At 39.8% G+C, this 24,039-nt stretch carries 19 protein-coding genes; 11 read left to right on the top strand and 8 right to left on the bottom strand.

The genetic code is table 11. The annotated features are described in order from the left end of the window. The first annotated feature begins 203 nt into the window (after positions 1-203). Positions 204-1,286 carry a DNA polymerase IV gene (dinB, locus tag BGO42_RS12500; protein WP_177730563.1) on the top strand — a complete coding sequence of 361 codons (1,083 nt, stop codon included), beginning with the start codon at positions 204-206 and terminating at the stop codon, positions 1,284-1,286. A 65-nt stretch (positions 1,287-1,351) separates the two neighbouring features. Here dinB and pyk read toward each other — a convergent pair whose 3' ends face one another. The 5 genes from pyk to BGO42_RS12475 form a co-directional block, all read right to left on the bottom strand. Next, the gene (pyk, locus tag BGO42_RS12495) at positions 1,352-2,782 is read right to left on the bottom strand and encodes a pyruvate kinase (RefSeq protein WP_177730554.1); all 1,431 of its coding nucleotides are present in this window, start codon (positions 2,780-2,782) and stop codon (positions 1,352-1,354) included. A gap of 5 nt (positions 2,783-2,787) precedes the next feature. After that, positions 2,788-3,273 carry an IPExxxVDY family protein gene (locus BGO42_RS12490; protein WP_177730552.1) on the bottom strand — a complete coding sequence of 162 codons (486 nt, stop codon included), beginning with the start codon at positions 3,271-3,273 and terminating at the stop codon, positions 2,788-2,790. Positions 3,274-3,367: 94 nt separating this feature from the next. After that, positions 3,368-4,108 (bottom strand): ribonuclease III, encoded by a 741-nt coding sequence (gene rnc / locus BGO42_RS12485; protein WP_177730550.1) that lies wholly within the window; start codon positions 4,106-4,108, stop codon positions 3,368-3,370. Positions 4,109-4,115: 7 nt separating this feature from the next. Then, a complete protein-coding gene (gene fabF / locus BGO42_RS12480) occupies positions 4,116-5,369 on the bottom strand; it encodes a beta-ketoacyl-ACP synthase II (protein ID WP_177730548.1) in 1,254 nt (417 codons plus the stop codon). A gap of 198 nt (positions 5,370-5,567) precedes the next feature. Beyond that, on the bottom strand, positions 5,568-5,804 hold the full coding sequence (locus tag BGO42_RS12475; protein WP_007137004.1) for an acyl carrier protein: 237 nt from the start codon (positions 5,802-5,804) through the stop codon (positions 5,568-5,570). Positions 5,805-5,980: 176 nt separating this feature from the next. On the opposite strand from BGO42_RS12475, the gene purN reads away from it, so the two are divergent. From purN to BGO42_RS12455, 4 genes are all read left to right on the top strand, one after another. Then, positions 5,981-6,544: a phosphoribosylglycinamide formyltransferase gene (purN, locus tag BGO42_RS12470; RefSeq protein WP_177730546.1), complete on the top strand. Its 564-nt coding sequence runs from the start codon at positions 5,981-5,983 to the stop codon at positions 6,542-6,544. Position 6,545: 1 nt separating this feature from the next. After that, entirely contained in the window at positions 6,546-7,019 is a 474-nt protein-coding gene (gene rnhA, locus BGO42_RS12465) for a ribonuclease HI (RefSeq protein ID WP_177730544.1), read from the top strand. Positions 7,020-7,118: 99 nt separating this feature from the next. Then, complete coding sequence (locus tag BGO42_RS12460; protein WP_177730542.1) at positions 7,119-8,048, top strand: PfkB family carbohydrate kinase; 930 nt, start codon at positions 7,119-7,121, stop codon at positions 8,046-8,048. Positions 8,049-8,119: 71 nt separating this feature from the next. Next, positions 8,120-10,018 carry an amidophosphoribosyltransferase gene (locus tag BGO42_RS12455; RefSeq protein ID WP_273244318.1) on the top strand — a complete coding sequence of 633 codons (1,899 nt, stop codon included), beginning with the start codon at positions 8,120-8,122 and terminating at the stop codon, positions 10,016-10,018. 233 nt (positions 10,019-10,251) lie between these two features. Here the strand turns inward: BGO42_RS12455 and BGO42_RS12450 are convergent, their stop codons facing one another. Then, the gene (locus tag BGO42_RS12450) at positions 10,252-10,860 is read right to left on the bottom strand and encodes a superoxide dismutase (RefSeq protein ID WP_177730537.1); all 609 of its coding nucleotides are present in this window, start codon (positions 10,858-10,860) and stop codon (positions 10,252-10,254) included. Between the two features lie 119 nt (positions 10,861-10,979). Between BGO42_RS12450 and BGO42_RS12445 the strand changes: the two genes are divergently transcribed. From BGO42_RS12445 to BGO42_RS12430, 4 genes are all read left to right on the top strand, one after another. Beyond that, positions 10,980-14,132: a UvrD-helicase domain-containing protein gene (locus BGO42_RS12445; RefSeq protein WP_273244320.1), complete on the top strand. Its 3,153-nt coding sequence runs from the start codon at positions 10,980-10,982 to the stop codon at positions 14,130-14,132. Between the two features lie 35 nt (positions 14,133-14,167). Next, a complete protein-coding gene (gene kbl / locus BGO42_RS12440; protein ID WP_177730533.1) occupies positions 14,168-15,364 on the top strand; it encodes a glycine C-acetyltransferase in 1,197 nt (398 codons plus the stop codon). 109 nt (positions 15,365-15,473) lie between these two features. After that, complete coding sequence (locus tag BGO42_RS12435; RefSeq protein WP_177730531.1) at positions 15,474-16,877, top strand: OmpA family protein; 1,404 nt, start codon at positions 15,474-15,476, stop codon at positions 16,875-16,877. A gap of 212 nt (positions 16,878-17,089) precedes the next feature. After that, positions 17,090-19,852, top strand: a complete 2,763-nt coding sequence (locus BGO42_RS12430; protein ID WP_273244323.1) for a PD-(D/E)XK nuclease family protein — start codon at positions 17,090-17,092, stop codon at positions 19,850-19,852. A gap of 1 nt (position 19,853) precedes the next feature. Here BGO42_RS12430 and BGO42_RS12425 read toward each other — a convergent pair whose 3' ends face one another. Further along, positions 19,854-20,636 carry an alpha/beta fold hydrolase gene (locus BGO42_RS12425; RefSeq protein WP_177730527.1) on the bottom strand — a complete coding sequence of 261 codons (783 nt, stop codon included), beginning with the start codon at positions 20,634-20,636 and terminating at the stop codon, positions 19,854-19,856. A 107-nt stretch (positions 20,637-20,743) separates the two neighbouring features. Beyond that, entirely contained in the window at positions 20,744-22,036 is a 1,293-nt protein-coding gene (locus BGO42_RS12420) for an aminopeptidase P family protein (RefSeq protein ID WP_273244325.1), read from the bottom strand. Between the two features lie 113 nt (positions 22,037-22,149). Between BGO42_RS12420 and BGO42_RS12415 the strand changes: the two genes are divergently transcribed. Then, entirely contained in the window at positions 22,150-23,004 is an 855-nt protein-coding gene (locus tag BGO42_RS12415) for a ChaN family lipoprotein (protein ID WP_273244327.1), read from the top strand. A 54-nt stretch (positions 23,005-23,058) separates the two neighbouring features. Further along, entirely contained in the window at positions 23,059-23,925 is an 867-nt protein-coding gene (locus BGO42_RS12410; RefSeq protein WP_273244329.1) for a hypothetical protein, read from the top strand. Positions 23,926-24,039: the final 114 nt, after the last annotated feature.

Below are 24,039 nucleotides of genomic sequence, written 5' to 3'. Positions count from 1 at the left end.
CTCTTTTTTTATTTGCGGATTTTGTTCTTTCGCCGCTGTAGCAAACAGCCTGAGGGCGAAAAACGGAAGCCTCTTTTTCGTATCATTATCGCTTCATAACAGGGTTAATAATAAATTTCCTATTAAACCGAAAGTGTCTGAAAGTATCGCCGTTTTTTTCAGGAATGCTTATTTTTTTATGGAATATACAATAAATTTACGCCATGGAATCGACTCCCTATTTCCGCAAAATTATCCATGTCGATATGGATGCTTTTTATGCTTCTGTTGAGCAAATGGACAACCCTATGCTTAAAGGGAAACCTGTTGCTGTTGGTGGTAGTGAAGTGCGGGGAGTGGTTTCGGCAGCGAGTTATGAAGCCCGGAAATTTGGTGTTCGGAGTGCAATGAGCGGCTATCTTGCCAAGAAGAATTGCCCGGAACTCATTTTTGTCCGGCCCCGTTTTGACCGCTATAAAGAGATCTCTAAAAAAATCCGTGCTATTTTTCATGATTATACGGATCTGGTGGAGCCACTTTCGCTGGATGAAGCCTATCTGGATGTTACCGAGAACAAAAAAGGAAATCCCAGTGCGACATTAATTGCCAAAGAAATCCGGAAACGGATTTTTGATGAAGTGGGCCTGACCGCTTCGGCTGGAATTTCCATTAATAAATTTGTGGCAAAAGTAGCCAGCGACATTAATAAACCAAACGGACAAAAAACCATCAACCCGGAAGAAGTGGAGCAATTTCTGGAAGAACTGGATATTAAAAAATTCTACGGAATTGGTAAGGTCACGGCGGAAAAAATGTATCAGAGCGGAATCTTTACCGGCAAGGATTTAAAAGCAAAATCGGTGGAATATTTAGAAGAACATTTTGGAAAAAGCGGCGTGCATTATTACAGCATTGTCAGGGGTATTCACAACAGTTCGGTAAAACCCAACCGGACGTTGAAATCGGTTGGTGCTGAAAGAACCTTTAACATCAATCTCTCTTCGGAAATCTTTATGGAAGAGAAGCTGGAAAACATTGCAAAAGAACTGGATAAGCGAATGAAGCCTCAAAAAATAGCCGGCAAAACCGTTACGCTTAAAATTAAATATTCCGATTTTACGTTGCAGACAAGAAGCAAGACGCTGCCGTATTTTATTTCGGATAAAAGCCTGATTTTTGAAACGGCCAAAGAATTGCTCTATCAGGAAAAAATGAAAGATTCGGTGCGTTTGCTCGGAATTTCTTTAGGAAACCTGAATACGGAAATAAAGAAAGCCGTTGTAGTACAGTTAAAATTTGATTTCTAAGTATAATCCGGAAACCGGTATCAAACAAAAAAGCTACCCGTTTGGATAGCTTTTTTAGTAGTATGTTAGTTGATCTGCGAGATTCGTAAGGTATTAACCATCCCTTTGTCAATCACCGGCATGGCGGCAAGATTGATAAGCATGTCGCCTTCTTCGACAAATCCTTTTTCTTTCGAAATTTTATTGATATCCTCTACGGTATCGTCAGTGCTGACCAATTTATCGTATAGGAATGTATGTACCCCCCAAAGCAGGCTCAATTGTGTTACAATTCGTTTGTTTGAAGTAAATACCAGAATATGGGAATGAGGTCTCCATGCCGAAATCTGGAAAGCCGTATAACCGCTATTCGTTAAAGTTGAAATGGCTTTGGCATCAATATCATTAGCCATTAAAGCGGCGTGGTAACAAATCGATTTTGTAATGTAGCGTTTGGTTCTTACCAATGGCGGATTTTGAGGCACTTTAATTAAAGGAGAGTTTTCAACGCTCTCAATAATCTGTGTCATTTTCTCAATTACCTGAACCGGGTAACTACCCACAGACGTTTCTCCGGAAAGCATTACGGCATCGGCACCATCCATTACGGAGTTTGCCACGTCGTTTACTTCTGCACGGGTAGGTGTTAGGCTGGTGATCATTGTTTCCATCATTTGTGTGGCAATGATTACCGGTATACGGGCTGTTTTAGCTCGGTGTACCAGTTTTTTCTGGATCAGCGGCACTTCCTGAGCCGGCATTTCCACACCCAGATCACCACGGGCAACCATTAAACCATCGGCAAAAGCAACGATTTTATCAATGTTTTCAACAGCTTCCGGTTTTTCAATCTTAGCAATAATCGGAATTTTATGGTCGGAATTTGCAGCGATCAGATCCTGTAAATCTTCCAGGTCTTTCGGTGTTCTAACGAATGAAAGCGCAATCCAGTCTACATTGTTCTTAATGGCAAAAAGCGCATCACGGATATCTTTTTCGGTTAAAGCCGGAAGTGATACTTTGGTATTCGGAAGGTTTACCCCTTTTTTAGATTTTAAAGGACCACCCTGAATCACAACCGCTTTTACTTCGGTGTTTTTATCGGTTTCCAGAACTTCGAAAATAAGCTTTCCGTCGTCCAGAAGGATGCGTTCTCCGGGATTCACATCTCTCGGGAACTCTTTATAGTTCATGTACACTTTTTGGGCAGTACCTAAAATGTCTTCGGCAGTGGTGAAAGTGATTTCATCGCCTTTGCTGACTACGACATCTTCCTTCATAACGCCTACGCGCAGTTTTGGTCCCTGTAAATCGGCCAGTATGGATGTTGCATAGCCAAATTCTTCGTTTAGCCCTCTAATAATGTCAATACGTTCTTTAACATCGGTATAATCAGCATGAGAAAAATTAATTCTAAACACATTTACTCCTGCATCGATCATATCTTTAATGATCTCTCTTGTACTGCATGCAGGACCAAGTGTTGCTACAATTTTTGTCTTTTTTCTTGTCGGCATTTGTATTAGAAAATTAAATTATTTTTTGATTTTAGTTTGTTCTGATCGATTTTGTAGGCCATGGTAATCTGTTTAATCGTTAGTAATTGGTCGATTAAACTGTCCAGGTCAAAAAAATCGTCGGTATTTTCGATTTTTATAATGTAATCCACTTTTTTTAATTCCGGAAGCAGGAAGATGTTGGTAGTAATATCAAATTCTGTTTCCTCAAAAAGGGTTGTTGCTTTCGTTTGGCGGGTTATTATTTTGGTCTTGTTCGGAATTAAATTCCAGAACAATTCATTGGCTTCGTCATCAAAAATAAAGCGGGTAAAATGACTTTTTCCCTCCTCGATCTGGATGCCGATGTCTTTACTGCTTTTTTCGAAGGTAACCGGTAATTTCTGATTGATAAAATAGGCTAATCGATAATCTTCCAAGGTAGCATGAATTGCAATCAATTCATAATCTTCGGAAATGAAATCGTCAATCAGTAGTTTGTGAATAGCCATATTTTCTTAAAAAATCAAATGTAAAGATAGTACATTAAAGATTTAAAAAACAGCAAAGCCGTGTTGTTAACGATAATTTAGCAAAGGCAGGTTGTTACTTTTTGTTCATCTTTTCCTGAAAAGCAAAATAGGCTCTTTGTGAGGCTTTCTCTTCTGCTTTTTTCTTAGACGTTGCTCTTGCTCTTGCAACGATCTTGTTGTCAATCTTTAATTTAACGCCAAAATATTTAATGCCTTCGTTTCCGTTGTCTTCAAAAACATCATAATGGAATGACAGCTTTTCTTTCTGGCACCATTCAATAACAAGACTTTTATAACTGATTACTTTTCCTTCCAGTTTCGGGATATCGACATAAGGAGTGATTACCTTTTTATGGATAAATTTCTCACAATAGGTAAACCCTCTGTCCAGGTAAATGGCGCCGATTAAGGCTTCGAATAAATTTCCGTGTATATTCTCGCCAAAATGCTGGGTAGACACTTTGCTTTCCACGTGTTTAATCAGGTTCAGGTCCTTGCCCAATTCGTTAAGGTGTTCCCGGCTCACGATTTTGGAGCGCATCTTGGTCAGATAGCCTTCATCGCCGGTGGGAACCATATTGAAAAGGTGGGCTGCAATAACAGAGCCCAGCATGGCATCGCCTAAAAACTCCAAACGTTCGTAGTTAAGCGGGTTTCCATCCTCGTCCGTTTTGTTCATCGAACGGTGGGTGAAAGCCTTGCGGTAATGGTTTAAATTTGCGGGTTTGAATCCTAATATTTTTTGGATTTCATCAAAAAAAATCCCGTCTTCATTAGAGCGGGAATTTGAAAATATTTTTTTGATAATACTCATTAGAATACTATAGCTCTATTTTTTTAACTAATACGCAAGCATTGTGTCCGCCAAAACCAAAAGTATTACTCATCACAACTTTCATGTCTCTTTTCTGAGCCTGATTGAAGGTGAAGTTTAATTTGTTATCGATGTTTTCATCATCGGTAAAATGGTTGATCGTTGGAGGAACAATTCCGTGTACGATAGAAAGAATAGAAGCAATTGCTTCAATGGCTCCGGCAGCACCCAGTAAGTGTCCGGTCATTGATTTTGTTGAATTCAGGTTTAACGTATAAGCGTGTTCGCCAAATACGTGCTGAATAGCTTTGCTTTCGGCAATATCGCCTAATGGTGTAGAAGTTCCGTGCATGTTCACACCGTCTACATCCGTTGGTTGTAAACCGGCATCTCTCAAACAGTTCAACATTACATTTTTAGCACCAAATCCTTCCGGATGCGGAGCTGTAATGTGGTGTGCATCTGCTGACATTCCGCCACCGCCAATTTCGCAATAGATTCTGGCACCACGAGCCACAGCGTGTTCGTATTCTTCCAGAATTAATGCACCGGCTCCTTCTCCTAGTACAAAACCTTCACGGTCTTTGTCCATAGGACGGGAAGCTGTCTTGGGATCGTTGTTTCTTGTAGAAAGGGCATGCATCGCATTAAAACCACCCATACCTGCAATGGTAACTGCTGCTTCAGAACCACCCGTAACCATAACATCAGCATGGCCTAAACGGATATAGTTAAAAGCATCAATTAATGCATTTGTAGAGGAAGCGCAAGCTGAAACTGTAGTGAAGTTCGGGCCTCTGAATCCGTATTTTATTGAAATGTGACCTCCGGCGATATCCGCGATCATTTTTGGTATAAAGAACGGATTGAACTTAGGAATACCACTTCCTTTTGCAAAATCCATAACTTCCTGCTGGAAAGTTTCCAAACCGCCAATACCGGATCCCCAGATAACACCAACTCTGTCTTTATCTAATTTGTCAAAATTGAAATTAGCATCGTTAACCGCCTCTTCAGATGAAACCATTGCATATTGCGCATAACGGTCCATTTTACGAGCCTCTTTACGATCTATGAAATTTTCAACATTAAAACCTTTTAGCTCACAAGCAAATTGTGTTTTGAAGTTGGTTGCATCAAAATAAGTAATTGGAGCCGCTCCGCTTACACCATTAATAAGACCATTCCAGTATTCTTGAATATTGTTACCAATAGGAGTAAGTGCACCTAATCCCGTTACTACAACTCGTCTTAATTTCATACGTTCAATTTTATAGTTTCAATTTAAACAAAAATACCCATGTTGTTTTCTTTTATGAATCAAAGGAAACATGGGTAATTTGATATATATTTTAATAGATTGTTTCCAATCAGTAGTATTTCTCTTAACCAAATACCTGTTGAAAAATAATAACACCCATGTATTCAGGAAAATGAACACATGGGATGCATGAGGTTATTATTTCTTAGCTTCTTCTATGTAAGAGATAGCTTGGCCAACAGTAGCAATGTTTTCAGCTTGGTCATCTGGAATTTGAATATCGAATTCTTTTTCGAACTCCATAATAAGCTCAACAGTGTCTAATGAATCAGCTCCTAAATCGTTAGTGAAGCTTGCTTCCGTTACAACTTCGTTTTCGTCAACACCTAATTTGTCTACGATAATCGCTTTTACTCTTGATGCAATGTCTGACATAATCTTTAATTTTAAAATTTAATTTGTTGGCAAAAATAAAAAACTTTATTTTAATACAACATTTTAGTTAATAAATGTGGCTACGAAAATAAAAAATTAATTTTACAAAGGCCTCTAAAAACTGTTTAATATCATTTATTATTCTTTTTTTTGCGGAATAAAAAAACACGGGATCGATGAGAAAGATTGTGATATTTGCTTCTGGTTCGGGCTCTAACGCCGAAAAAATTATTTTACACTTCAGGGATAATAGCCAAATACAGGTGGCGGCAGTTTTTTCGAATAATGCCACTGCAAAAGTTTTGGAAAAATCGGAAAAATTGGGTGTTTCGACCGTAATTTTTGACAAAAACGAGCTTTTTGACGGAACTGTTCTGGAAAAAATCGACACAATTCGGCCGGATCTGATCGTTTTGGCAGGATTTCTTTGGAAGTTTCCGGACAGTATTATTGCGCATTATCCCGATAAAATCATCAATATTCATCCGGCATTATTACCGAAATATGGCGGTAAAGGAATGTATGGCATGCATGTTCACCGTGCCGTTCTGGAAAATAAAGAAGCGGAAACGGGGATTACAATACATTATGTAAACGAACATTATGACGAAGGCGGTATTGTATTTCAGGCGCGGACAGCTGTTGCAGATTGTCTGACGCCCGAAGAAATTGCGCATAAAGTGCAGCTTCTGGAACACGACCATTTCCCGGTGGTGATTGAAAACCTGTTAAAAGAATAACGTGAGTCACGAAGTACATATATATACAGACGGTGCTGCCAAAGGCAATCCCGGTCCCGGCGGTTACGGTGTAATCCTGCAATGGGTGGGCAAACCGTATAAAAAAGAATTCTTTGAAGGTTTCCGCCTCACGACCAATAACAGGATGGAATTGCTGGCGGTAATCGTAGGACTTGAAAAGCTCAAAATACAGGGCACAAAAGTGCTGGTTATCTCCGATTCCAGATATGTGATTGATTCCGTAGTGAAAGGCTGGGTTTTCGGCTGGGAAAAGAAAAACTTTGACGGGAAGAAAAATCCGGATCTCTGGATGCGGTTTTTAAAGATTTACCGCAAACACCAGGTGGACTTCAAATGGGTAAAAGGACATAATAACCACCCTCAGAATGAACGATGTGACGAGCTGGCGGTAATGGCTTCACAGTTGGAAAAGCTTTCTGTGGATACCTTTTATGAAAGAGAGCAGCATAATTAGGGAATGCTGTTGTAAACTTTACAATTACTTTGTGATGCTGAATCGTTGCAACTCTGAAACTTATGAAGTATATTTGCACCCTAATTTTCAACTCGTTTTATGAATAAATTATTAATTGTAGGAACTGTTGCTTTTGATGCAATTGAAACACCGTTTGGAAAGACTGATAAAATTTTAGGTGGTGCTGCTACATATATTGGACTTTCGGCTTCTTTTTTTAATTTAAAGTCGGCTATAGTTTCTGTAGTTGGTGAAGATTTTCCACAAGAATATTTAGACTCACTTAAAAATAGAAATATTGATATCTCAGGACTTGAAGTGGTAAAAGGAGGAAAGACCTTCTTTTGGAGCGGACGTTATCACAACGATTTAAATTCAAGAGATACCTTAGATACACAATTGAATGTATTGGCAGATTTCCAGCCAAAAGTACCGGCAGATTTTAAAGATGCCGATGTAGTAATGTTAGGAAACTTGCATCCTATTGTACAAAGCAGTGTTTTGGATCAAATGGAATCACGTCCTAAATTAGTAGTATTGGATACCATGAACTTCTGGATGGATTGCGCTTTACCGGAATTACTGGATGTCATTAAAAGAGTAGATGTAATTACAATTAATGATGAAGAAGCACGCCAGTTGTCCGGAGAATACTCTTTGGTGAAAGCGGCTGCTAAAATTCAGGAAATGGGACCTAAGTTTGTGGTAATCAAAAAAGGAGAGCACGGAGCATTATTGTTCCACAATAAAGAAGTTTTCTTTGCACCGGCTTTACCATTGGAAGAGGTTTTCGATCCAACAGGAGCCGGAGATACTTTTGCAGGAGGTTTTTCAGGATATATCGCGCAGAGCGAAAATGTTTCTTTTGAAAACCTTAAAAACGCCATTGTTTACGGATCCAATTTAGCATCGTTCTGTGTTGAAGAATTCGGAACGCAGCGAATGGAACGTTTGCAAAAACCGGAAGTACTGTCCCGCTTGAAACAATTTAAAGCATTAACGCAATTTGAAATTGCATTACAAGAATAACGGATACATCCGAAGCCTCGAAACGGGGCTTTTTTTATTAATATACAAAAACACACAACAACACAACAACTATGAGTGACGCAATAAAACATGAGTGTGGCATTGCCCTTTTGAGATTAAAAAAACCATTGGAATTCTATAAAGAAAAATATGGTTCTGCTTTTTACGGGATACAGAAAATGTACCTGTTAATGGAAAAGCAGCACAACAGAGGGCAGGATGGAGCAGGTTTGGCAAGTATTAAATTAGATGTGGAACCGGGAGAGCGCTATATCAGCAGAATCAGATCCAATCAGGCGCAACCGATTCAGGACATTTTTGCACAAGTCAATCAAAGGATTAATGAAGAATTAGCGTTACATCCGGAGTATAACGACAATGTAGAACTACAGAAAAAAGAAATCCCTTATATCGGTGAACTGTTTTTAGGGCACGTTCGTTACGGGACTTTTGGAAAAAACAGCATTGAAAGTGTACATCCGTTTTTACGTCAGAACAACTGGATGCACCGCAACCTGATTGTTGCCGGAAACTTTAACATGACGAATGTTAAAGAACTTTTCGACGATTTGGTACGATTAGGGCAGCATCCGAAAGAAATGGCCGATACCGTTACGGTAATGGAAAAAATCGGACATTTTCTGGATGATGAAATTACAGACCTGTATCAGGAATGTAAAAACGAAGGACTAAGCAAAAGAGATGCTTCTCCGGTAATTGCCGAAAGGCTGGATATTGCCCGTATTTTAAGACGTGCTTCCAAAAACTGGGATGGCGGATATGCAATGGCAGGACTTTTAGGTCATGGTGATGCTTTCGTAACAAGAGATCCGGCAGGAATCCGTCCGGCATTTTATTACCAGGATGATGAAATCGTGGTGGTAGCATCCGAAAGACCGGTTATTCAGACCGTTTTCAATGTTCCGTTTGAGGCCATTCAGGAAATTACTCCGGGACATGCCATTATCGTAAAAAAAGACGGCCGCGTACTGGACGAACAAATCAGAGAGGCATTACCTTTAAAAGCCTGTTCTTTTGAAAGAATCTATTTTTCAAGAGGAAGCGATGCCGAAATTTACCAGGAACGTAAAGATTTGGGTAAACTGATCATGCCGGCTGTTTTAGAGGCTATTGATAATGATACGGACAATACGGTATTCTCGTATATTCCCAATACTGCAGAAACCTCCTTTTACGGAATGGTGGAAGCGGCTCAGGATTTCTTAAACCAGCGTAAAATATCCGATATCTTAGCGAATAAAGAAGTTTTAACGGCTGAGAAGTTACAGGATATCCTTTCTGTAAAACTGAGAACCGAAAAAGTAGCGATTAAAGATGCGAAGCTGCGTACGTTTATTACAGAAGACAGCAGCCGTGATGATCTGGTAGCACACGTTTATGATGTGACCTACGGGGTTATTAAACCGACCGACAATCTGGTTATCATTGATGACAGTATTGTTCGTGGTACGACCTTAAAGAAAAGTATCATCAAAATGATGGACAGGCTGCATCCTAAAAAGATAGTGATTGTTTCTTCGGCACCGCAGATCCGTTATCCGGATTGTTACGGTATCGATATGGCAAAACTGGAAGGACTGGTTGCTTTTCAGGCCGCTTTGGAATTGCTGAAAGAGCGTAACCTGTACCATATAGTGGAAGAAGTTTATCAAAAATCGAAAGCACAGGAAAATTTACCGGATAGTGAAGTGGTTAACTATGTAAAAGAAATGTATGCTCCTTTTACAGATCAGGAAATTTCCGATAAAATTGCTGCAATGCTGACTACTTCCTGTGTGGGAGCAGAGGTAAAAATCATCTTCCAGACCGTTGAAAATTTACACAAAGCATGTCCTAAAAATTTAGGAGATTGGTACTTTACAGGCGACTATCCGACAAACGGTGGTAATCGTGTTGTGAACCGGGCTTTTATGAATTTTTATGAAGGTAAGGATGCCCGTGCTTATTAAAGAGTTAAAACGCGCTTTTTATCGAATTTATTAGTAGATAATCTGATTTATTTGATGACGGAAAGCGTTGACAATACATTTGTATCACCATAGCATTAGTAGGTTAAGTTTATGGTAGATTTGGGGCAAAAAGGGTGGAATTCTATTCCACCTTTTTCATTTTATAAAAAGGCATAAAAAAACCCGAAAGAATCATCCCTGATTCTTTCGGGTTTTTTTGTAAAAGATATCTTTTATTTTGCAGCTGCAAAACGTTTTGCTACTTCAGCCCAGTTAATTACATTAAAGAAAGCTTCAATATAATCCGGTCTTCTGTTTTGATAGTTCAGGTAGTAAGCATGTTCCCATACGTCCATTCCTAAAATAGGCGTTCCGCCGCATCCGATTCCCGGCATTAATGGGTTGTCCTGGTTAGGCGTTCCGCAAACATCCAGTTTTCCGCCTTTCTGAACACAAAGCCAAGCCCATCCGGAACCGAATTGTGTTGCTCCAGCTTTTGAAAACTGTGCTTTAAATTCTTCAAAAGAACCAAAAGCAGCCGTAATCGCCTCTGCTAATTCTCCCGTTGGTTGTCCGCCGCCGTTTGGTGACATTACTTCCCAGAATAAATTGTGGTTGTAAAAACCACCACCATTATTACGTACAGCAGCTTTGGATAAATCCAGATTGTGAAGAATTTCTTCAATAGATTTTCCTTCCAGGTCTGTTCCTGCAATAGCAGCGTTCAGATTTGTAGTGTATGCATTGTGATGTTTGGAATGGTGTATTTCCATTGTACGGGCATCAATATGAGGCTCTAAGGCGTCATAAGTATATGGGAGTTGTGGTAATTCGAAAGCCATAGTATGATTTTTTATAGATTAGTATTATTTTTATTCAAATTTATAAATTAAACTTTGGAATAAAAAATAGTAATTCTCTATTCCGTTATTGGTAATTTCAATATAAACTTTTCTTAACTGTGAATAAAACTGCATTCTCCATATATGATGCTTCGGCGGGTTCCGGAAAAACCTATACGCTTGTAAAAGAGTATTTAAAGATACTGTTGCAATCGGATACCAACGATGCCTATAAAAAAATCCTGGCCATTACCTTTACCAATAAAGCGGTTGAGGAAATGAAAACCAGGATTGTTTCCAGCTTGTCGGAGTTTTCAAAAGAAGCGCCAAATGACAAAGCAATGGACCTGATGCAGGATATTGCTGCCGAAATACGGCTCAGTCTGGTTACGATTAAAGATAAATCGAAAGCTATTATTAAAAATATCATTCACAATTATGCCTCGTTTGATATTTCGACCATTGATAAATTCACCCATAAGGTTATTCGTGCGTTTGCACATGATCTGAATCTTCCGGTCACGTTTGACGTTTCTCTGGAAACCGATTCGTTATTGCAGGAAGCGGTTGATGCTATAGTAGCCAAAGCCGGGGAAGACCATGAGCTGACCAATATCCTGGTAGACTTTTCGGTTGATAAAACGGATAATGATAAAAGCTGGGACGTTACCGGGGAATTACTGGATGTGGGCAGGCTGCTGATGAATGAAAACAACCGGAATGAGATCGTTAATTTCCAGGATAAAACAATTGAGGAATTCCAGGTTATCAAACAGCAGTTAACAGCTGCTATTGCAAAATTGGAAGCTGATTGTGTGGCGAAAGCCGATGAGGCAATGGCGTTGATTGAAAGCAAAGGCATCGATTTAAAATCGTTTTCCCGCGGAACTTTTCCGAATCATTTGGGATACATTCAGAAAGGAGAACTGAAAAGCAGCCATAAAAAATTCCGGGAAGCCGAAGATATAGCTGTTAATAAAACGGCAAAAGACAAAGAAATTATAGAAAGCATATCCGGAACGTTAATAACATTGCTGGAGGAAGTCTATAAAAACTATGAAAAGAAAAGTTTTTATGAGGCCTTTCTGAAAAATATTACACCCTTATCGCTATTGAACTCCATTAGTAAAGAACTGGAGCGGATTCAGAAAGAACAGAATATCCTGTCTATTTCCGAGTTCAATGCGATTATTTATAAAGAAATTCAGAACCAGCCGGCTCCTTTTATCTATGAGCGTCTGGGGGAACGGTACAAACATTTTTTTATAGACGAGTTTCAGGATACTTCCGAAATGCAGTGGCACAACCTGATTCCGCTAATCGATAATGCGCTGTCGAGCGAAGACCTGAGCGGAACAAGAGGCTCGCTGATGATTGTGGGCGATCCGAAACAATCCATTTACAGATGGCGGGGCGGTAAAGCAGAGCAGTTTATTGCTTTGAGTAAATGCCGGAACCCTTTTTCAAATCCGGACAAGCAATTGGTGCGTCTGGAGAAAAATTTCCGGAGCTATTCGGAAGTTATCGAATTCAACAACGCCTTTTTTGCCATGCTGTCTGATGAGTTTTCCAATGTGGATTATCAGGATCTGTACAGGAACCACAGCCATCAGCAGGTAAATGCTAAAACCGGCGGTTATGTGAATATTTCGTTTATTCCGGATGTAGTGGAGGCCGACGAAAACAACGAGGAAGAAGCGGATGGAAAAGAGCAGTTGTACCTGAAAGCGACATTGCAGACCATTAAAGAAGTAGTGGCTAAAGGTTTTGCCTATAAAGATATCGTGTTGCTTACCCGTAAGCGCTCTTCGGGCGTGGCGCTGGCAAATTTTCTAACCGAAAATTCGGTTAAGATACTCTCGTCGGAAACCCTGTTAATTGAAAATGCCACAGAGGTGCGTTTGATCCTGAATGTACTGCGATACCTGAAAAATAATAACGATAAAGAAGCGAAAGCTGCCTTTTTGTATTTCGTTGCGCAATACAGGCAAACACAGCTGCCGGTTCACGATTGTATCGAAAAAGGCATGCAGCAGGAAACGGAAGAAGGATTGGAGCAATGGTTGCACGAACTGGGGATTATCATCTCGTTTAAAGACTGCCGTAAAAAATCCCTGTATGAAGCAGTGGAAATTATTGTGGCTGTTTTTATAAAAGAAAAAAGTACGATTTCCTACGTGCAGTATTTTCTGGATCTGGTATTGGAAAGAGATGTGAGAACACAATCCGGAATTGCCGACTTTTTGGAATACTGGGATAAAAACGGATCGAAATTCAGTATCCCGTCACCGGAAGGTAATGATGCTGTCCGGATCATGACGATCCACAAATCGAAAGGACTTGAATTTCCGGTGGTTATTTTCCCGTTTGCGGAAGAAGACTATGCGCGCGCGCCGCGAAGTAAAATGTGGCTGGAAATGGATGAAGCCGATTTTGCTATTTCGAAAGCATTGGTGGATGTCAGGAAAGAAGTGTCGGAATATGGCGAAAAAGCTGCTTTGGTCTATGAAGAAAAAAGTCAGCAGGATTTACTGGACAATATCAACGTTTTGTATGTGGCACTTACGAGGGCGGAAGAACAGCTGTATATTATCTCCGGTAAAAATGTGAGCAGTAAAGGCGAGCTGAAAAACAATATGTCCTCCTATTTTATTAAATACCTGGATTATAAAGGCGTATATCAGGAGGAAAAAAGAATCTTCGAATTTGGAACACCGGAACGAAAATCTGTAGCCAGACCGCAGGGAGAGCAACAGCAGCTGATTACGGTAGTTCAGGAGAAATTAGATCCTAAGGCCGTGAAAATCGCCCAAAGAGAAGCTTTGATGTGGGGAACGGCTCAGGAAAGAGCTATTGAATTTGGAAATGTACTGCATGAGATCCTGTCTTTTGTAAAAACCGGCAACGATATCCCGCTGGCGATAATCAAGGCGCAGGAAAGCGGCTTGATAACGCATACACAAAAGGAAGAAGTAGAAAAAACCCTGCGGGAAATTGTGGAACATCCCGAACTGCAATTGTTTTTTGAAGAAGGCAATGTGGTTTACAAAGAACAGAGTATTATTAAAAAAGGGAACAGAACCATTAAACCGGACAGGGTGGTTTTAAAAGAGCGGAAAGCCTATTTGCTGGATTATAAAACCGGGATGCATCAGGCGAAGTATGAAAAACAGCTGGAAGAGTACAAAATGGCATTGGAAGAGATGGGATTTGAAGTGATGAAAAAGACCCTGGTGTATATAGGGGAAACTTTAAATGTGATACATTTGTAACCGAATAAATAGCATAACCGAATAAACAGCATATCATGTACGGAAAAATCAAAGATTATTTGCAAAACGAATTAAATACAATTCAGGAAAACGGATTGTTTAAAAAAGAAAGAATCATTACTTCTCCGCAGGGAGCCGAAATTAAAATTGCTTCCGGCGAAACCGTTTTAAATTTTTGTGCCAATAACTACTTGGGCTTGTCTTCCCATCCGGAAGTGGTTCAGGCAGCGAAAGATGCTTTGGATACACACGGTTTCGGAATGTCGTCTGTACGTTTTATCTGCGGAACTCAGGATATTCATAAAACATTAGAACAAAAAATAGCCAACTTTTACGGAACGGAAGATACGATCCTTTATGCAGCAGCTTTTGATGCTAACGGAGGTGTTTTTGAGCCGTTATTGGGTGAGGAGGATGCAATTATTTCCGATAGCTTAAACCACGCATCTATTATTGACGGAGTGCGTTTGTGTAAAGCGGCACGTTACCGTTATGAAAACAATAATATGGCCGATTTGGAGCAGCAGCTTATCAAGGCAAATGAAGAAGGAAGACGTTTCAAACTGATCGTTACCGATGGGGTCTTTTCAATGGACGGACTGGTAGCGCCTTTGGATAAAATCTGTGATCTGGCAGACAAATATGATGCAATGGTTATGGTAGACGAGTGCCATGCGGCAGGATTTATCGGAGCAACCGGAAAAGGAACATTGGAAGCTAAAAACGTTATGGGCCGTGTGGATATCATCACCGGAACATTAGGGAAAGCTTTGGGTGGAGCAATGGGGGGTTATACCACCGCTAAAAAAGAAATTATCGAAATTTTAAGACAGCGTTCCCGTCCGTATTTGTTTTCAAACTCTTTGGCGCCTTCAATTGTGGGAGCTTCAATAAAAGTGTTTGAATTGTTGGAGAAAGACACTGCTTTAAGAGATAAACTGGAGTGGAATACCAATTATTTTAAAACCGGAATGAAAGAAGCCGGATTTGATATTATTGACGGCGATTCGGCAATTGTACCGGTAATGCTGTATGATGCGAAACTTTCTCAGGTAATGGCAGATGAATTGCTGAAAAAAGGAATCTATGTAATCGGATTCTTCTTCCCGGTGGTTCCTAAGGATAAAGCAAGAATAAGAGTACAACTGTCTGCGGCTCATTCAAAAGAGCATCTGGATAAGGCAATAAATGCATTTAAAGAGGTTGGAAAAGCATTGGGAGTAATTCAATAAGAAGTTTTTAGTAAGAAAAAGCGAATTTTTTAACAAATTGCTTTGTAGTTAATATTTTACATCTTACTTTTGCTGTAATTATAACGTATTGTAATTAAATAAAAAAAGTATGAGACATCTAAACAAATTATTCGTAGCAGCATTGATGTTTGCGGGTCTTAGTTCGCAGGCTCAGGATAGCAATAACCCTTGGGCTATTACTATTGGTGCGAACGCTGTAGACACAAGATTCAGTGCCAGCAAGAAATTAGAAGAACAATTTTCACAGTATTTTAACGTAAGAGATAATTGGAATATTATCCCTTCTGTTTCTTTCGTTAATGTTTCTAGACACGTAGGAGATAACTTCTCTTTCGGAGTGACTGGATCGGTAAATAAAATTACAAGATTCGTAGAGCCAAGAGTTACGATTCCTGGAGATTACACTGTTGTAAATCCTGGTGATCTTTCTTACTACGGTATCGATGGGGTTATCAACTATAGCTTCATGAATTTAATCGGATCTAAAGTTATTGATCCTTCTGCTCACATTGGTGGAGGTTATACTTTCTTTGGAGATGCTAGTACAGGAACTGTAAACGGAGGTTTAGGTTTAACTTTCTGGTTCTCTGAAAATGTAGGTTTATCTTTCCGTTCAACTTACAAGCATTCATTTGATGAGACAAGAAATCCTTCTGTTGATGTTCCATCTCATATGCAGCATTTCGCTGGTATTACTTTCAAATTTGGAGGTAAAGATACAGACGGAGACGGAATCTATGATAAAGATGACGCTTGTCCAGATGTAGCTGGTTTAAAAGAATTCCAAGGTTGTCCTGATACAGACGGTGACGGTATTCCAGATAAAGATGATGCTTGTCCGGATGTAGCTGGTCTTAAAGAATTCCAGGGATGTCCTGATACAGACGGTGATGGTATCGCTGATAAAGATGATGCTTGTCCTGAAGTAGCTGGTTTAAAACAATTCAACGGATGTCCTGATACAGACGGTGACGGTGTGCCAGATAACTTAGACAAATGTCCTTCTGTAAAAGGTCCTAAAGAAAATGCAGGTTGTCCTTGGCCAGATAGAGATGGTGACGGTGTAGCTGATAAAGATGATAAATGTCCAGACGTTAAAGGAACTGTTGCTAACAACGGATGTCCTGAAGTTTCTGACGAGACTATCAAAAAATTAAATGCTTACGCTAAAACAATCTTATTCAACTCTGGTAAAGCTACTTTCCAAAAACAAACTTTCCCGGTATTACAGTCAATCACTGCAATCTTGAAAGAGTACCCTCATGCTAGATTCAGCATTGAAGGTCACACGGATAGCGATGGTAAAGATGCATTCAACCAAAAATTATCTGAAGAAAGAGCTAAAGCTGTTAAAGATTATTTAATCGAAAACGGAATCGATTTCGAAAGATTATCTTCAATCGGATATGGTGAATCTAAACCAATCGATACTAACAAAACAGCTAAAGGTAAAGCTAACAACAGACGTGTTGAGGTTAAATTAATCAAATAATTTAATTCACATACCTAAATAAATGAAACGTCCCGATTTATCGGGACGTTTTTTTTTATTCATAATTGTGGCTGATTGCTTTTTTTGAAGGCCAATTTTCCTAACTTTATGGAGGCATAATTTTTATTCTGTATGGAAATAAAATCAGCCATAACCAGTTTGGTTTTCAATACAGTTAAAAATTTCCAAGGCAGTTATCTGCAAAAAAATAAATGGTGAATTATTCCTTTTTAGATAAATTAAGCAGCGAAATCGTATCGCAATACCAGGAAAACCTGTCCGGGATTACAATTGTTTTACCCAATAAAAGAGCGAAAATATTTTTAGTAGAAGCGCTGAAAAAACAATTGAACGGAACGGTATTCGCTCCCGAAATCATCAGTATCGAAGACTTTATTCAAAATGTTGCCGGCATTCGCACCTGCGATAGTATTGAATTGCTGTTTGAATTCTATGATGTTTATCTGGAATTAACGCCCAAAGAGAAACAACAGCCTTTTGAGCTTTTTGCTAACTGGGCAAAAACATTGCTGCAGGATTTTAATGAAATTGACCGCTACCTGCTAAAACCAGGCCATGTGTTTTCCTATCTGAAAGATATTGAAGACATCAAGCACTGGTCGTTAGACCTGGAACAAAGAACCACGCTGATTGAAAACTATCTGGAATTCTGGAATTTATTACCCTCCTATTATCAGGGATTATACGAACACCTACTTCGGAAAGGAATAGGCTATCAGGGACTGATCTACAGGGAAGCTGTTGAAAACCTGAACCATTTCTCGGAAGCCATAGGTGATAAAAAACTGCTGTTTGCAGGCTTTAATGCCCTGAATCAGGCGGAAGAAAAGATAATGCAGCAATTGCTGTTTAATGAACAGGCAAAAGTGTATTGGGACATCGATGAGGTTTTCCTGAACGATACCTTTCACGATGCCGGACTATTTGTCAGAAGGTTTAAAAAAGAGTGGAAACAATATACTACGCAGCCGTTTGAATGGATCGTAAACGAATTCAGCCAGGAAAAAAACATCCGGATTATCGGAACGCCCAAAACCGTAGGCCAGGCAAAAATTGCCGGAAAACTGATTGAAGAAGTGCAGCTCAAAACAGAAAGTCTGGACAAGGTCGCGCTTGTTTTAGGGGAAGAAAACCTGCTCATTCCGGTGCTGTATGCGCTGCCCAATACGGTTGAAAGCCTGAACATTACAATGGGTTATAGCAGTAAAAATAACCCGGCTCAGATATTGATACACAAATTGTTCAAACTTCACACAAACGCTATACAGCGGGATGAAAAGAACTATGTGTTCTACTATAAAGAAATACTGGATATCCTGACGCATCCGTTAGTCGAACCGTATGTGAAGGCTTCCTATGCTGTTCAGATTGTGAATAAAAACAATATTACGTTCCTGACGCAAAAAAAACTGCTCGAAATCAACAATTATCCTACCGGATTATTTTCTTTATTATTCGAGAAATGGAGTGATGATGTTATTAGTGTGCTGAACAGGCTTTCGGAAATTATCCTTACAATCAAGTCCTTCCTGAGTAATGATAATGAAGAAGATAAAATATCCAAAGCCTTCCTGTATTCGGTTTTCAAAGTAATTAACAAGCTTATTAATTATTATGAGGCACATCCAAAAATTGATAACCTGAATACGCTTTTCACGGTTTATAAGCAGATTGTCGATCTGGCGGAAGTTTCATTTGAAGGAGAGCCGCTAACCGGATTACAGATAATGGGTGTTTTGGAAAGTCGTGTGCTGGATTTTGAAACGGTAATTATTACCTCGATGAATGAAGGTAAATTTCCGGCCGGAAAAACCACAAACTCGTTCATCCCTTATGATGTTAAAAGAGAATTGGGATTGCCTACCTATAAGGAAAAAGATGCTATTTACAGCTATCACTTTTACCACTTATTGCTAAGGGCTAAAAATATTTACCTGCTGTACAATACCGAAAGTGAAGGATTGGATGCCGGGGAACGCAGCCGTTTTATTACGCAGCTGGAAATTGAAAAAAGACCGAAGCATGTCCTGATACATCAAATTTACAATGCTTTTTTACCGGATAAAGCCTACGAGCCGGTCGTGATCCCGAAATCTGACGGAGTACTGGCGCGTTTAAAGGAAATCGCTACAGTAAAAGGATTTTCGCCATCCGGACTGACGACCTATATGCGGAATCCGATTCAGTTTTATAACCAGCGAATACTGCGGATATCCGAAGTGGAAGAAGTTGAGGAAAACATCGCCCTGAATACTCTGGGAACCATTATCCATGGTGTGCTGGAAGAACTGTACCGTCCATATCTGGGAAAATTTTTGACATTACCTGATGTGGATCAGATGTTTGGCGCATCAAATGCGGAAGTTGAAAAGCAATTCCGGATGATTTATAAGGAAGGAGAGATTGCCAAAGGTAAAAACCTGCTCGCTTTTGAAGTGGCGAAACGGAACGTACACAACTTCCTGAGAGAGGAGAAAAAACAACTGGAAAACAATGATGCGGTTAAGATCTTAGGTCTGGAAATCCCGTTGGAAAGAGTGCTGGAAGACAGCCGGTTGCCGTTTCCGGTCAAAATTGCCGGTAATGTGGACCGGATTGAACAGCGCAACGGAAAAATAAGGATAGTGGATTATAAAACCGGAAGAGTCGAAAAGAACAGTGTGCTCTTAAAAGACTGGACTGGTTTAACCGCGGACATAAAAAATGATAAGATCATACAGCTGCTCTGCTATGCTTTTATGTATGAACAGCACTGTAACGGTATGGAACTGGAAGTAGGGATTATATCCTTTAAAAATATGCGGAACGGCTTTATGCCTTTTGGATTTAAAGAGGAAAAAGAATTCAATATGATGATAACGGCGGAGACGCTGGCCAGTTTCCGGACGGAAATTATTGTCCTGATCAATGAAATCCTGAATGCCGGAATTCCTTTTGAAGAGCGGATACAATAAGTTAGATATTCTTAAAGAAATCCGATAAGATCCCTTTCAGCTCATATTTGTTTTCAATGTGGCTCATGTGGCCGTCGTTGAACGTGACGAGTTTTACAGCGGTACCTTCAAGCTGTTCAAGGCTGTCGTTATAGTTTAGTACCGGATCTTTTTTTCCCAGAATAAGCATAATGGGATACGGCGCAAAGTGTAAAATAACTTCCCGGTCATTGCGGGCTTTCATACCTTCCAAAGCGGCAATAATGCCCTGTAAGGGTGTTTTTAAAGCTTCCAGTTTTACCTTTTCAATGGTTTCGGTCAGTCTTTCGCGATTGTCTTCACTGAATAAATTGGCAATCGACATCCTGATAAAATTCGAATAACTCTGCTTTACGGCAATAATGGCACGATCCCGGTTGCGCTTGCGCTCGTCGCTGTCGGCTCTGGAAGTAGAGTTAAGCAGCACCATTCCTTTAACATTGTCCGGGTACAATTCGGCGAAAGCCAGAGCAACATAACCACCCATAGAATGTCCGGTAAAAACCGCTTTCCGGATACGAAGCTCACTCAAAACGGCATGAACGGCATCGGCCATATCTTCCATACTGTGAATGTAGCCGATAGATTCCGATTGTCCGTGACCCAGTAAATCGATCGTGATAACGCGGTATTTTTTAGAAAAAGCTTTGGTGTAAAAATCCCACATACCGGAATTCTCTAAAAAACCATGCAGAAAAACCAAGGCGGTTCCTTTTCCGGTTTCGGAATAAGCAATTTTAGTATTTTTAAAAAGAATGTGTTTCAACGGTGGGGATTTATCGTGTTGCAAAAGTAAACCTATTCGGCAAACTGAAAAAATAAAACGGTTTACAACTTTAGTCATAAACCGTTTTTATATAAAATAAGCGTTTTTTAGCGATTCATTAAGCTTTCGATTTCGTCAGCCTCAATAGGAATATTGCGCATCAGGTTGAAAGGCTCTCCGCTTGCCTGGATAACCACATCGTCTTCAATACGGATTCCGAATCCTTCAGCAGGAATGTAAATTCCCGGTTCGATCGTGAAAACCATATTTGCCTGCATCGGCTCATACAGCAAACCGTAATCGTGCGTGTCCAATCCCATGTGATGGGAAGTACCGTGCATGAAGTATTTTTTATAAGCCGGCCAGTCCGGATTTTCGTTCTGAACGTCAGCTTTGTCCAGTAATCCTAAACCTAGCAATTCGGAAGTCATTATTTTTCCTACTTCAATATGGTATTGTTTCCAGAAATTACCCGGTACCAGCATTTTACCGGCTTCGTTTTTTACGCGCAATACCGCATCGTAAACTTCTCTTTGTCTTTTGGTGAATTTCCCGGAAACCGGAATGGTTCGGGTCATATCGCTCGAATAGTTGGCATACTCGGCACCAACATCCAATAATAATAAATCACCGGCATTACACTGCTGGTTGTTCTCGATATAGTGCAATACATTTGCGTTGTTACCGGAAGCAATAATAGGAGTATAGGCAAAACCTTTGGAACGGTTTCTCAGGAACTCGTGTGCAAATTCGGCTTCTACTTCATATTCCATAACGCCCGGTTTTACAAACGATAAAATACGACGGAAACCTTTTTCGGTAATATTACAGGCCTGTTGGATTAAATCCAGCTCTTCGCTTTCTTTTACCGAACGCAAACGCTGTAAAATCGGATTGCTTTTTTCTACTTTATGCGCAGGATAATTTTCTTTCCACCATTTTACAAAACGGGCTTCACGTGTTTCGGTTTCCACCTTGGCACGGTAATGTTCATTCGTGTTGATATACATCGTATCGGCATAAGTCATCAGTTCATACAATACCTTTTCGAAATCCTGTAACCAGTGTACGGTTTTAACACCGGAAACCTCAAATGCGCGTTCTTTGGTTAGTTTTTCACCTTCCCATATCGCAATGTGTTCATTGGTTTCTCTTAAGAATAACATTTCCTTTTGAGATTCATAAGGAGCATCGGGGAAAATAACCAGGATGCTTTCTTCCTGATCTACGCCGGACAGATAGAAAATGTCACGGTGCTGTGCAAATGGCAACGTGCTGTCTGCACTAACAGGATAAATATCATTGGAGTTAAAAACAGCGATACTGTTTGGCTTCATTGCCGCGGCGAATTTTTTGCGGTTTTTAATGAATAAGTCCCGGTCTATTTGATGGTATTTCATAACGAAATAATTTTTAAGTATATATGAACCCAAATTTAAAAACTTTAGAAACAAATGCTGTTAATACGACTATAAAATTTTGAAGAATTCATAATTATGGGTAATTTTCTGCCATGAAAAAAACAATATCACTTCTTGTAACACTATTTTTAGTGACAATTTTGCAGGCTCAGCATAAAATGCCATACCAGTTATTTGATAAAAACGGTAAAAAAACAAATTATGAAAAATTAGTAAAGGCCTGTGAAAAAACAGAAGTAGTGTTGTTTGGAGAGTTTCATGACAACTCTGTGGTGCACTGGCTGCAATTGGAATTAACAAAAGACCTGGCTGCAAAAAGAAAACTGGTTTTGGGAGCCGAAATGATCGAAGCCGATAATCAGCCGCAGTTGAATCAGTATCTGAGTGGCGCGATAGACCAGAAAGCTTTCGATACTTTGGCGCGATTGTGGAAAAATCATAAAACAGATTACAAACCATTAGTGGATTTTGCCAAAGCAACCAAAACAGAATTTATTGCCACGAATATCCCGAGACGATATGCCAGTCTGGTATTTAAAAAAGGCTTTGAAGCACTGGAAACCCTTACTGATGAAGAGAAAACCTGGATAGCACCGCTTCCGGTTCCGTATGATGCCAAACTGCCGGGCTATGTTAAAATAGTGGAGATGATGGGCGGCCATGGCGGCGAAACCCTTCCGAAAGCGCAGGCAATCAAAGATGCGACCATGGGATATTTTATTGTGAAAAATAAAAAAGACAATACGGTATTTGTGCATTACAACGGAAGTTATCACAGCGATTACCATGAAGGAATCTATTGGTATCTGAAACAATACCAGCCTGAAATTAAAATTATTACCATTGCAACGGTAAGCCAGGAAAATATTTTGAAATTAGAGGAAGAACACCACAATAAAGCGGACTATATTATCGTTGTAGATGAAGATGTCACGAAGACATATTGATTTAACAAAATCTTGGCAAGATTTTTGTTTATTATATTTTGTTAAACGAAGGTTATGAATTTTAGAAATATTCTATACATATTATTAATTGCCATCACATTATTTGCATGTGATGACAATGACGATGTGAGGAATTCAGAACCGCAGTTGATTGTTAAATTTAAATTTGATAACAACCAGATCCGTTTAAACAATACCGGTCAGCCGGCACCAATTGCCAGTGGCAATGCGGCACAATCCCCTTCTTTTAATGCAATCAGTTCTCATTATCTGGAGCTGGCACCAAATGCCAATACTGCTTTAGGAATGGGTACCGTTTTATACCATGCGCCTGAAACAATGGCAGGTGGTGAAAATGCGATAGATTTTAGTCAGTCGAAAATTGTGGGTGAAAATGAAGTTTTCCTTTCCGTACCGTTGAGTCAGGTGGCTACCGGGAGCTACGAATGGGTAAGGGTTTCGTTGTCGTACCAGAATTATGACATTAATATTTTAAATCAGGGAACGGACTATACCGGAACGCTGGCTGGTTTTGTCGGATTTAAAACCTATTTAACGACACATCACATCGGGAACAGCAGTTTCCCGGTAAATGGTAACAGAGAGCAGGGATACTGGGCTTTAAATGTTAACGGAATGCCTTTTTCCGGACAGGCTCCGGAAGGTGCCACTACGGTTCCGAACCCGCTTTTTGCCACCTCTCCGATACCGCCTAAATCCTGTGTGGTAACCGGTAAATTTGCCAATGCATTTGTGATTACCGGAAACGAAACAAAAAATGTTGAAGTTACCCTGTCGCTTTCTGTAAACAACAGTTTTGAGTGGAAAGAGGTTAATTTTGACGGGAAATATGAGCCTTCAGCAGGTGAAAATGTTGTTGATATGGGGCTTAGAGGATTAATGCCTTCTTATCTGAAATAATATTTCCGGAATAGCTACTCTTCTATTTTTAAAGTATATACCAAATTCAGGCAGTGCATTTTTCGCAAGACATTGCATTTCTCACTTTAAATTCATTATAAATAAGGGTTAAAG

The sequence above is a fragment of the Flavobacterium sp. 40-81 genome, from assembly GCF_001898245.1.
Lineage (GTDB): Bacteria > Bacteroidota > Bacteroidia > Flavobacteriales > Flavobacteriaceae > Flavobacterium > Flavobacterium inviolabile.
This window is presented reverse-complemented; position numbering and strand designations above follow the sequence as displayed.

What these genes read in the sequence shown, in the direction of transcription:
- dinB (WP_177730563.1), top strand. Translation starts at nt 204, where the DNA reads ATGGAATCGACTCCCTATTTCCGCAAAATTATCCATGTCGATATGGAT.
- pyk (WP_177730554.1), bottom strand. Translation starts at nt 2,782, where the DNA reads ATGCCGACAAGAAAAAAGACAAAAATTGTAGCAACACTTGGTCCTGCA.
- BGO42_RS12490 (WP_177730552.1), bottom strand. Translation starts at nt 3,273, where the DNA reads ATGGCTATTCACAAACTACTGATTGACGATTTCATTTCCGAAGATTAT.
- rnc (WP_177730550.1), bottom strand. Translation starts at nt 4,108, where the DNA reads ATGAGTATTATCAAAAAAATATTTTCAAATTCCCGCTCTAATGAAGAC.
- fabF (WP_177730548.1), bottom strand. Translation starts at nt 5,369, where the DNA reads ATGAAATTAAGACGAGTTGTAGTAACGGGATTAGGTGCACTTACTCCT.
- BGO42_RS12475 (WP_007137004.1), bottom strand. Translation starts at nt 5,804, where the DNA reads ATGTCAGACATTGCATCAAGAGTAAAAGCGATTATCGTAGACAAATTA.
- purN (WP_177730546.1), top strand. Translation starts at nt 5,981, where the DNA reads ATGAGAAAGATTGTGATATTTGCTTCTGGTTCGGGCTCTAACGCCGAA.
- BGO42_RS12460 (WP_177730542.1), top strand. Translation starts at nt 7,119, where the DNA reads ATGAATAAATTATTAATTGTAGGAACTGTTGCTTTTGATGCAATTGAA.
- BGO42_RS12455 (WP_273244318.1), top strand. Translation starts at nt 8,120, where the DNA reads ATGAGTGACGCAATAAAACATGAGTGTGGCATTGCCCTTTTGAGATTA.
- BGO42_RS12450 (WP_177730537.1), bottom strand. Translation starts at nt 10,860, where the DNA reads ATGGCTTTCGAATTACCACAACTCCCATATACTTATGACGCCTTAGAG.
- kbl (WP_177730533.1), top strand. Translation starts at nt 14,168, where the DNA reads ATGTACGGAAAAATCAAAGATTATTTGCAAAACGAATTAAATACAATT.
- BGO42_RS12435 (WP_177730531.1), top strand. Translation starts at nt 15,474, where the DNA reads ATGAGACATCTAAACAAATTATTCGTAGCAGCATTGATGTTTGCGGGT.
- BGO42_RS12430 (WP_273244323.1), top strand. Translation starts at nt 17,090, where the DNA reads ATGGTGAATTATTCCTTTTTAGATAAATTAAGCAGCGAAATCGTATCG.
- BGO42_RS12420 (WP_273244325.1), bottom strand. Translation starts at nt 22,036, where the DNA reads ATGAAATACCATCAAATAGACCGGGACTTATTCATTAAAAACCGCAAA.
- BGO42_RS12415 (WP_273244327.1), top strand. Translation starts at nt 22,150, where the DNA reads ATGAAAAAAACAATATCACTTCTTGTAACACTATTTTTAGTGACAATT.
- BGO42_RS12410 (WP_273244329.1), top strand. Translation starts at nt 23,059, where the DNA reads ATGAATTTTAGAAATATTCTATACATATTATTAATTGCCATCACATTA.